The 8,884-nt window shown below is 38.7% G+C and carries 9 protein-coding genes and 1 pseudogene; 8 read left to right on the top strand and 2 right to left on the bottom strand.

Annotated features, from left to right (window positions below; all coding sequences use genetic code 11):
• Both MOC86_RS26380 and MOC86_RS26375 read right to left on the bottom strand, forming a co-directional pair.
• On the bottom strand, nt 1-1,204 hold a 1,204-nt coding region (locus tag MOC86_RS26380), incomplete at its 3' end, for an IS4 family transposase (RefSeq protein WP_268586865.1).
• Between the two features lie 116 nt (nt 1,205-1,320).
• Complete coding sequence (locus MOC86_RS26375; protein ID WP_268586864.1) at nt 1,321-1,680, bottom strand: winged helix-turn-helix transcriptional regulator; 360 nt, start codon at nt 1,678-1,680, stop codon at nt 1,321-1,323.
• Nucleotides 1,681-1,866: 186 nt separating this feature from the next.
• On the opposite strand from MOC86_RS26375, the gene MOC86_RS26370 reads away from it, so the two are divergent.
• From MOC86_RS26370 to MOC86_RS26335, 8 genes and pseudogenes are all read left to right on the top strand, one after another.
• Nucleotides 1,867-2,604: an NADPH-dependent F420 reductase gene (locus MOC86_RS26370; protein ID WP_268586863.1), complete on the top strand. Its 738-nt coding sequence runs from the start codon at nt 1,867-1,869 to the stop codon at nt 2,602-2,604.
• A 207-nt stretch (nt 2,605-2,811) separates the two neighbouring features.
• Nucleotides 2,812-3,237 (top strand): MarR family winged helix-turn-helix transcriptional regulator, encoded by a 426-nt coding sequence (locus MOC86_RS26365; RefSeq protein WP_268586862.1) that lies wholly within the window; start codon nt 2,812-2,814, stop codon nt 3,235-3,237.
• A gap of 195 nt (nt 3,238-3,432) precedes the next feature.
• On the top strand, nt 3,433-4,392 hold the full coding sequence (locus tag MOC86_RS26360; protein WP_268586861.1) for an NAD(P)H-dependent flavin oxidoreductase: 960 nt from the start codon (nt 3,433-3,435) through the stop codon (nt 4,390-4,392).
• A 213-nt stretch (nt 4,393-4,605) separates the two neighbouring features.
• Entirely contained in the window at nt 4,606-5,154 is a 549-nt protein-coding gene (locus MOC86_RS26355; RefSeq protein ID WP_268586860.1) for an NADPH-dependent FMN reductase, read from the top strand.
• A 421-nt stretch (nt 5,155-5,575) separates the two neighbouring features.
• A pseudogene (locus tag MOC86_RS26350) lies at nt 5,576-7,012 on the top strand (DHA2 family efflux MFS transporter permease subunit).
• 21 nt (nt 7,013-7,033) lie between these two features.
• The gene (locus MOC86_RS26345; RefSeq protein WP_326847768.1) at nt 7,034-7,192 is read left to right on the top strand and encodes a cytochrome P450; all 159 of its coding nucleotides are present in this window, start codon (nt 7,034-7,036) and stop codon (nt 7,190-7,192) included.
• A complete protein-coding gene (locus MOC86_RS26340; RefSeq protein ID WP_268586859.1) occupies nt 7,185-7,418 on the top strand; it encodes a ferredoxin in 234 nt (77 codons plus the stop codon). The genes MOC86_RS26345 and MOC86_RS26340 overlap by 8 nt, the downstream gene beginning before the upstream one ends.
• 209 nt (nt 7,419-7,627) lie before the next feature.
• A complete protein-coding gene (locus MOC86_RS26335) occupies nt 7,628-8,584 on the top strand; it encodes an alpha/beta hydrolase (RefSeq protein ID WP_268586858.1) in 957 nt (318 codons plus the stop codon).
• Nucleotides 8,585-8,884: the final 300 nt, after the last annotated feature.

The following is an 8,884-nucleotide window of genomic DNA, read 5'->3' as shown; positions in this document are numbered from 1 at the left end:
TCTTTTTTCGCAGAAGCAGTTCTCGCATTTGAAACATCGTGGAAGAACATATGAGAATTCGGATAAGCTGGCCGTAAATATGACATTCTAAACGTTCCCGTTTAATCTTTTTACATGTATAGATAGGAAAGAGCGACTTCCATGTTTTAAAGAAAATCTCTATTTGCCAGCGAAGGGAGTAAAAGTCGTGAATTCTGCTTGTCGGCACATATTCCGCAGGAATATTGGTGCAATAAAAGTTAATGGCACTGAGCCGTTTACTTTTCTCCTTGTAAGTCCTGCCTTTTTTCTTCTCTTTCTTTGCCATTTCTTTCTCACGGTTTCGCAACTGCTGCTCCGTCAATCGATGGATGATGACTCTGACAGGTAACTTCTCATACATTCCCACATATACATCTGAGAGCTCTCGGGTTTCGCCAGGTTCTAGTGTGTCAATAAACTGCTCTAAATCCATCTGTATGTACTCGGAATGTTTCTTTATTGTCCCATTGTGGAATATTTCCGGGCTCGGGTTCATCATATATACGCGTGTATTTAATTTTAAGCGTGAAAGGAAAAAGGCTTTCTTCTCGCTAATGGTACGAAAATCCTTTAGGGAGAAGTAGCCGAGATCACAGATCCGAACGTCTCCCGGTCTCAGTGAGGCGATGCACTCCGAACCATACACTTGATCATTCTCTTTTCCTTCACCTATATGCAGATGAAGTGCTTCCCCACTTAAGAGATCGCATTCAAATTGAATCTTCATTCCCGACGTATGAGCACTTCCTCCAGCCCCTCGATAAGCTTCTGTAAATGCATCAGGAAGTTGAAAGGCCGTAGAGTCCAAAAACCGTATACGACGGAAATGCTTGGTATATATACCTGATATACGGCTTTGCACTGCCGTTTTTTTCCGAAGTAGTTGTGTCAAAATATCACGTAGAAACTGTACAGCTGCAGGATTAAAGCGTTCATTTAATCCTTGCGGACTCATAAGAGTACCAGTTGTAGCTTCTAGTTGACTACACAATTGAGACAGGGACGTGCTCGCAACTTTTTGACTAAACCAGACACATAAAGAAAGGAGATCCTCTCCTCCGTATTTACTTGTCCGACGGACAAAACTGTCTTCCTTGGCAAGCTCCCGAAGAGCTTGGGGCGACAAATGCCGTTGTAGTTCTTGGGAGAAGAGATGTGACTCATCCGAAAGTGAAAGATTCATAAAAAACGCCACCCTTTCCTATGATTCTACAGAAAGAATAACGCATTTTTTCGTTTTGGGGGTATTTAATTTTGTTAGGTTGATGGCGATGGGAGCATTACCCACTAAACGAAAGATTAATCTACATGCTCTCCAAACTTCTTCCCGAATTCTTCCATCAAATCAATAATTGGAATGAGTTCTTCTCCTTTTGAGGTTAATGAATATTCGACACGAGGAGGAACCTCTGGATAAACCTTGCGACTTATTAAGCCATCCGCTTCTAATTCTCGAAGTTGTTTTGTAAGTGAACCTTGTGAAATCTCCCCTAAAAAAGCTTTGAGTTCACTATAACGACGCTCTGTGGGCTTCAAAAACCAAAGAATGATATATTTCCAACGTCCGGAAAGTGCGTTCTGGGTATAGGCAATACCATATACTTCTCTCTGTTCATTTACACACTCTCTGTCAAACCCATCCTTACATATTTTAGACACCTTTTCACCTGCTTTCTACTGTTAAGTACAAAAAAATGTACTACAGCAATTTTTATTGCCCTCTTCAAAAAAAGGAGAATTGATTATATTCTAGTGCATGTAATCAAATTACTCAAACGAGGGAAAAGAATTCTTTAGAATAGAGATATATTTAGGAGGAATGAAAATGAGATTTGGAATTAGAAAATGAGATTTGGAATTATAGGTGCAGGGAATATCGGTTCAACTATTTCTAAAAAATTAGTTAAGAATGGACATGATGTCAAAATTGCAGATGCTCGTGGGATTGAACGTTTGGAAGGAAAAGAACTTACAGGAACTCCTGTGAGTGTAGAAGATGTAATTACAAATATTGATGTTCTTATTATTTCTATCCCTTTCTACGCACTGTCTAGCATTCGCCACGTTGTAGATAAAGTTGGGGAGGAAGTAGTCGTTGTAGATACTTCAAATGATGCGCCTATTCTTAGAGACGACAAAATTGAAGAAATTGAAAATGGTATGGTTGAAAGCGTTTGGGTTTCAAATCAATTAGGTAGACTCATCATCAAAGCGTTTAACAATTTATTAACAGATACGCTAGATAATAAAGGGGCTCCTGAAGGAAGCCAGGGCCGCATTGCTATGGCTATTTCTGGAGATGATCTATCACAGAAACAAATAATAATGGATGTAGTAAACGAGCTAGGCTTCGACACAGTAGATGGTGGTTCTTTAAGTGATTCATGGAGACATCAGCCAGGAACTCCTGCATATTGCACCGAACTAACAGAAGAGGAACTAACCAAAGCATTAAAAAAGGCAAATAAAGAAAAAGCCCCATTCCTACGGAATAAGGTGATAGAGAAGTTATCAGCTCTTGCTCCAGCTGGATATTCAGATAAAGATGTTGTTAATATAGGTAGAGAAATATATAATTCATAAGTTATAGGAACCATTGTTGAACTGATGTGGTGGATGTTCAACTAACGGGGATCGAGAGCTTCATAAAGCCATTTGCTCCCTTTTTAGTTGCTCAAGTATCGAGCAGGTTAGCTGAAGAAGAGCAATCAATGTAGTAACGTTGACAACTAAAAACAACCATGATATATTTAGCCTACTAAATATTTTTCAGCTAGAGGAGGTTCATCTATGAAGGTTAGTGTTGACTGTGATATTCGTATGTCCTTGGATAAAGTTTCTTCTCAAATGCGTCGAAATTATAGTGAGAGCCTTAAAGAACTTAATCTTTATGTAGGCCAAGATAATTTACTCTCGCGTTTATGGCTAGGTGATGGAATAACACAAATGCAACTATGTGAACATTTAAAATGCGAACCGCCTACGGTAACCAATATGGTTAAATCGCTAGAGCAGAATGGTTTCATATACCGTAAACGTGATGAAGAAGATGCAAGGGTTATGCGGATTTATCTAACGGACAAAGGCAAAGAATTAGAAGAACCCGTTGAATTTAAATGGAAACAACATCAAGAAAAATTACTACAGTCAATTTCAACTGAAGAACGCTTAATATTAAGGGATTTATTAAAGCGTATGGAGAAAAACTTATACTAAGTTTTTTCTCAAACATTTATTTAGTATACTAAATAAATGTTTAGCACCCTAAATATATATTTAGAAGCCTTGAAGATACTCTGGCCAAAATATTGCACTAGTAAGTTAGCCAAGCTGAAAAATATTTAGCAAACTAAGTATTTTTTCAACCAACTGAAGGTTGTGGAAAATAATCGTAAGCAGGAGGATTCAATAATGAATAATAGAATATGCGAAATATTAAATATAGAAAAACCGATTATACAGGGCCCGATGTCTTGGGTTACTAATGCCGAATTTGTTGCAGCAGTAAGCAATGCTGGTGGATTAGGATTTCTAGGTCCAAATGCCGGTCAGGTTGATATAACTCGTTCACCCGAAATATCTGCGGAAAGAATGAGAACTGAAATACAAAAAATAAAATCATTAACTAATAAGCCATTTGGAGTACCTGTGATCGTAAATCGTGATTTAGCTTACACATGGCCAATTTTAGAAACCGTTATTGACGAGAAAGTTCCTGTTGTTCTTGTGAACGATATGCTGGATGAAAGAATCTTTAAACCATTAAAAGAAAACAATATTAAAATTGTTTATAGACCCCTTACTCCTACTATTGAAAATGCAAAAGCTGCAGAAGAATTTGGAATAGATGTTTATGTAGCGACTGGATTTGATGAAGGGGGTACGGTTCCAGAACGAGTTATTGGAACATTTTCGATTGTTCCAATGATTGTAGATGCTATAAATACTCCTGTAATGGCAGCTGGTGGTATTGGAGACGTTAGAGGAGTGCGTGCTGCATTTGCTTTAGGCGCTGAAGGTGTGTTTGCTGGTAGTGTCTTTATTCCAACAAAAGAAAATCCAGCAGCCGAAAACGTGAAACAAATGATTGTAGATGCTACAGCAGAAGATTTACTAATGTTCCGTACTTTACCAGCATACTATCGTTCTTTACCTACTAAATTGGCGAATAAACTAGTCGAAATGGATAAACAAGGTGCTAGTCGTGAGGAAACAGCAAAATTGATGCGTGGATCAATTGGAATGCGTATCGGCATGCTAGAAGGCAATACAGACGATGGCTATATTTCTATAGGTACTGGAATTACGCCAATCAAAGAAATCAGAACTGTAAAAGAAGTGGTTGATACTTTAATGCAAGACTTTAATTAAAAGGGTCTTCGGAATATATAGTGGAATTATCTTTTCAATAGTTATAAACATTCAACTTATAACTCGGACTATTTGATGGTATGTTAGGTCAAACAATAGTGAATGCATCTCGTGCAAAATAAATTTCACCCTAAACTAAAAAAAAGTTTAATAAAATCAGAATTTCTGAAGTGAAGTGATTTTTAATCAATATTTATTGAAGGAGAGATTCGTATGAAAACAAAGATTAATATTGTAGCCCTATCAGGAAGTAGTCGGAAAAAATCATCAACCCAAAAAGCACTTAATAGCCTAAAAAAATTCATGCCCGACAGTGTTGAATATGAAATATACAATGGTATTGAAAAACTTCCACATTTTAATCGTGATTTAGATAATGATAAACCACCAGTAGAGGTGCAAGTATATAGAGAATTGCTTTCAAGAGCAGATGGAGTCATTATCTGTACACCCGAATATATAAAGGGTGTACCTGGTGTCTTGAAAAATGCTTTAGAATGGTTGGTGTCGTCTGCTGAGCTTTATACGAAACCAGTAGCGGTTATTACAGCTTCATGTGATGGGGAAAATGCTCATCAAGCATTACAACTCAATTTAAGTATGTTAAATGCGAATGTATTCGATGGTGGAGCATTATTAATTTCAGGAGCAAACAATAAATTGAACGAAGACGGGGAATTTGTAAAAAATGAGGTGAATTCCTCACTAAAGTTATTAATATCTAAATTGTTTGAAGAAGTCAATAAGAAAGGTTCTTTTTGAGAATCGGTGTTTTAGATAAATAAAAAGGACAACAAAAGGAAAAATTTCCACACTTATTAAGAATTTTGAGAAGGATGACTTATAGACCCTTTTCCACCATAAAGTCCGAATACCCAAATATTAAACCCTAAATATAAAAATTCTATCTATCTTCTTGATATGTCTAATTTTAAAATTGGTGATTATCTGCACTTTAAAGCTTTAGCAAGACGGCTTATTCAAGAGTAGTAGTGAATAAGGTGAAAGAGAAGACCTACTTAATCCCAAAGAATCAAAAGAAGAAATATCTTTACTGGGTAATCACCAGCAGATTAGTTAGCATGCTAATCATTCTTTAACTTTCTCCGATCTACTGAAACGTGATAGGATTTGCTAAAAAATAAATTGTTATTAATTAAATTGAATTACAAGGAGAAATAAAATGAAGAATCAATACAATACGCGTGCCATTATGGCATCCCTGCTTATCTGCGGTTTCGTCGGCATGTTCAGCGAAACTGCCCTCAATGTTGCAATGACTAATTTAATGGAAGTATTCCAAATTTCAGCCGCAACTGCACAGTGGTTAACAACTGGGTTCTTGTTGACTCTAGGCATTTTAATGCCAATAAGTGGGTTGTTGTTGCAGATGTTTACTACAAGACAGCTCTTCACAGGTTCGCTCACCAGCTTAATCGTCGGTACATTGATCGCGGCGCTGGCGTTCAATTTTGGAATGTTAATGTTCGCCCGAGTTTTACAGGCAGTAGGTATGAGCTTGTTACTCCCACTCTTGTTCAATACAATTCTCGTCATATATCCGCATGAAAAGCGGGGGGCGGCAATGGGGTTTGTCGGACTTGTTATCATGTTTGCCCCAGCGACCGGACCGACCATAGGCGGTCTATTAATCGAATATTTAACATGGCATTACATCTTCTGGTTATCACTTCCATTTTTGGTTATAGGGTTATTGATAGGGTTGAAGTATTTGGAAAACGTTACGGATGTCACAAAGCCTCGGATAGATCTGCTGTCTGTCGTATTGTCAACGATCGGCTTTGGAGGAGTTGTCTTCGGCTTGAGTAAGGCAGGCGAAGGATCTGAAGGCTGGGGCAGCGCAGTTGTGATCACTTCAATCATTGTTGGGCTCGTCACGCTGGTGCTGTTTATACTGCGGCAGAACGTTATGAGCGATCCGATGATGAATCTGAGCGTTTTCAAGTACCCAATGTACGTCGTTGGGCTGCTCCTGATACTGTCGTGTACGTTGATCATGATGTCGAGCATGATTATCCTGCCGATGTTTCTGCAGACGGGTGCAGGACTGTCTGTGTTCACTGCGGGACTCATGCTTTTTCCGGGCAGCGCGCTGAACGGTATCCTCTCCCCGCGTATGGGGCGCTTGTTCGATAAATATGGGCCGAAATGGCTCGTTATTCCCGGACTCGTGATCGTTGCAGTCATGTTATGGTTCTTTACTACCCTGTCTCATGCTTCTTCAGTGGCCTTTATCGTGGCTTTGCATATCGGGCTCATGGTTGGGGTAGGCATGATATGGATGCCTGCTCAAACGAACGGGCTAAATCAATTGCCACCGTAGCTATACCCGCACGGCACGGCAGTCATGAATACACTGCAGCAGGTCACAGGCGCGATTGGAACAGCGGTTGCAATCAGTATCCTTACGGGCGGTATGGAGAAATACTTGCACGGCTCCTCCGCTCCGGCCAAACAGGCCGAAATGGCAAACGCGATGACGGCTGGATCACAAAACGTGTTCTTGTTCACGATGATCATAGCACTGATTGGCTTGGTCATAGCGTTCTTCATTCGCCGCGTCGTAGTCAGCCGCGAAGCGGTGCATTCGCCACATTGATGTTTTGTCAGCGAATCCCTTATCGGTATCTATGATGACCTGTCTCTTATTCCTCCTATGGTTAAGGAAGCTTTACGCTATCGTTCACCTGCTCAGGTTCTGAGACGTAAAGTGGTACAGGATACAGAAATAGGGGGACAACACTTACAAAACAAAGACTATTGTCAAGAAATTGTATGATGTATTAGCTTGTATCGCATGTGGTACTTGTGGCGCCGCAGCTCCGGATATTTATGATTATGATGAAGACGAAATTGCCTTTGTTGTCCCAGATAATAATCAGGGCACAGTCGCGGTAGAAGGTGAATTAGAGGACGATCTTATGGGTGCTTTTGAAGGGTGTCTAACAGAATCAATTAAAGTCGATGATGAACTATTCGATGGAGATCCTCTTAAATTTGAATGAGAAAGCACTTATGGGTACAATGTTGAAAACTTTATGTTTATTTTTGAAAACCCGGGGTATGATATGAAAATTTATTTATAATTCGTTACCTTTCATAAAAAAATCCTTTGCTTCATTAATGCAAGGGATTCTCTTAGTGGTACGACAATCAACAATTGAATGTTAACCACCTACTGTTTAATTTATGAGATTAAAAAGGGAGTGTTAAAATGGAAAATCGAGTAGACCCAGCGTTATTACCAAGTTTAAAAATGATTCAAGACTTCGATTTACGTCCAGAGAATTTACAAGCAATCAGAGAAGATATGGCTCAATTGATACCACCTGCAATTGTTGATGAATCCATTTCATTAACAGATGAAAAAATTGTAGGACCAGACGATAATTCATTACAATTACGAATCTACCGCCCAAAATTTGTGAATGAATCCTTACCCGCCCTGTTATGGATTCATGGCGGTGGTTATATTTTGGGATCTTATGATGGAAGTGATGATCTTTGTATGAAGTTTGTAAAAGAAGCCAATTGTGTGGTCGTTTCTGTAAACTACCGTTTAGCTCCCGAACATCCTTATCCAGCACCACTTGAGGATTGTTATGCAGCATTGAAATGGATTGCCGATAATGCAGAGTCATTAAATATTGATTCGAATCGAATTGGTGTAGCAGGAGCGAGTGCCGGTGGTGGACTAACAGCAGCATTGACTTTATTAGCCCGGGATCGAAATTATCCTTCCATTTGTTTTCAAATGCCACTTTATCCAATGATCGATGACCGAAATAATACGCCTTCATCGAATGAAATCAAAGAAGGATTGGTTTGGAATCAGAAGAGGAATGAAGCTGGTTGGAAAATGTATTTAGGTGAACTGTATAAAACGGATAATATTCCTGCCTATGCAGCCCCTGCTCGAGCTGAGGATTATCGTAATTTGCCATACACATACACTTGTGTCGGTCAATTAGATCCATTCCGTAGTGAAACATTAACCTATGTATCTAAACTTGCGGAAGCTGGTGTCGATGTCGAATTTCATTTATATCCTGGAGCGTACCACGGGTTCGAAGAAATTACTCCAGATGCTGACATATCTATTCGTGCTAGGAATGAATATATAAAAGCTGTTAAGAATGGTTTTGAAAGGGTCACAAAGGTAGAGTCCTAATCTTTTTAAAAAATACCCCCTCACAACATTGATATTTGTGAGGGGTTTTACCTTTAAATATTTTTCATCTTAGAACAACCAGTACGTAAAAGTGTACTTTTACGTACTGGTTGTAATTTAAAATCCTTAAATAGTATAAAAGAAAAATTTGCAATGTAATATATGCACATATAATATTTTATAGAAACAGTTGTTTTTCCGTGTATTGGAAAAACAACTGTTTTTTGTTAGTCTAATAATAATCACACTCTAAATGAGGGAGTGAATTTAATTACGAAATCAAATAAAAACAAGATCCAA

It is taken from the genome of Priestia endophytica, assembly GCF_026790145.1.
GTDB classification, from domain to species: Bacteria; Bacillota; Bacilli; order Bacillales; family Bacillaceae_H; genus Bacillus_I; species Bacillus_I endophytica_A.
This window is presented reverse-complemented; position numbering and strand designations above follow the sequence as displayed.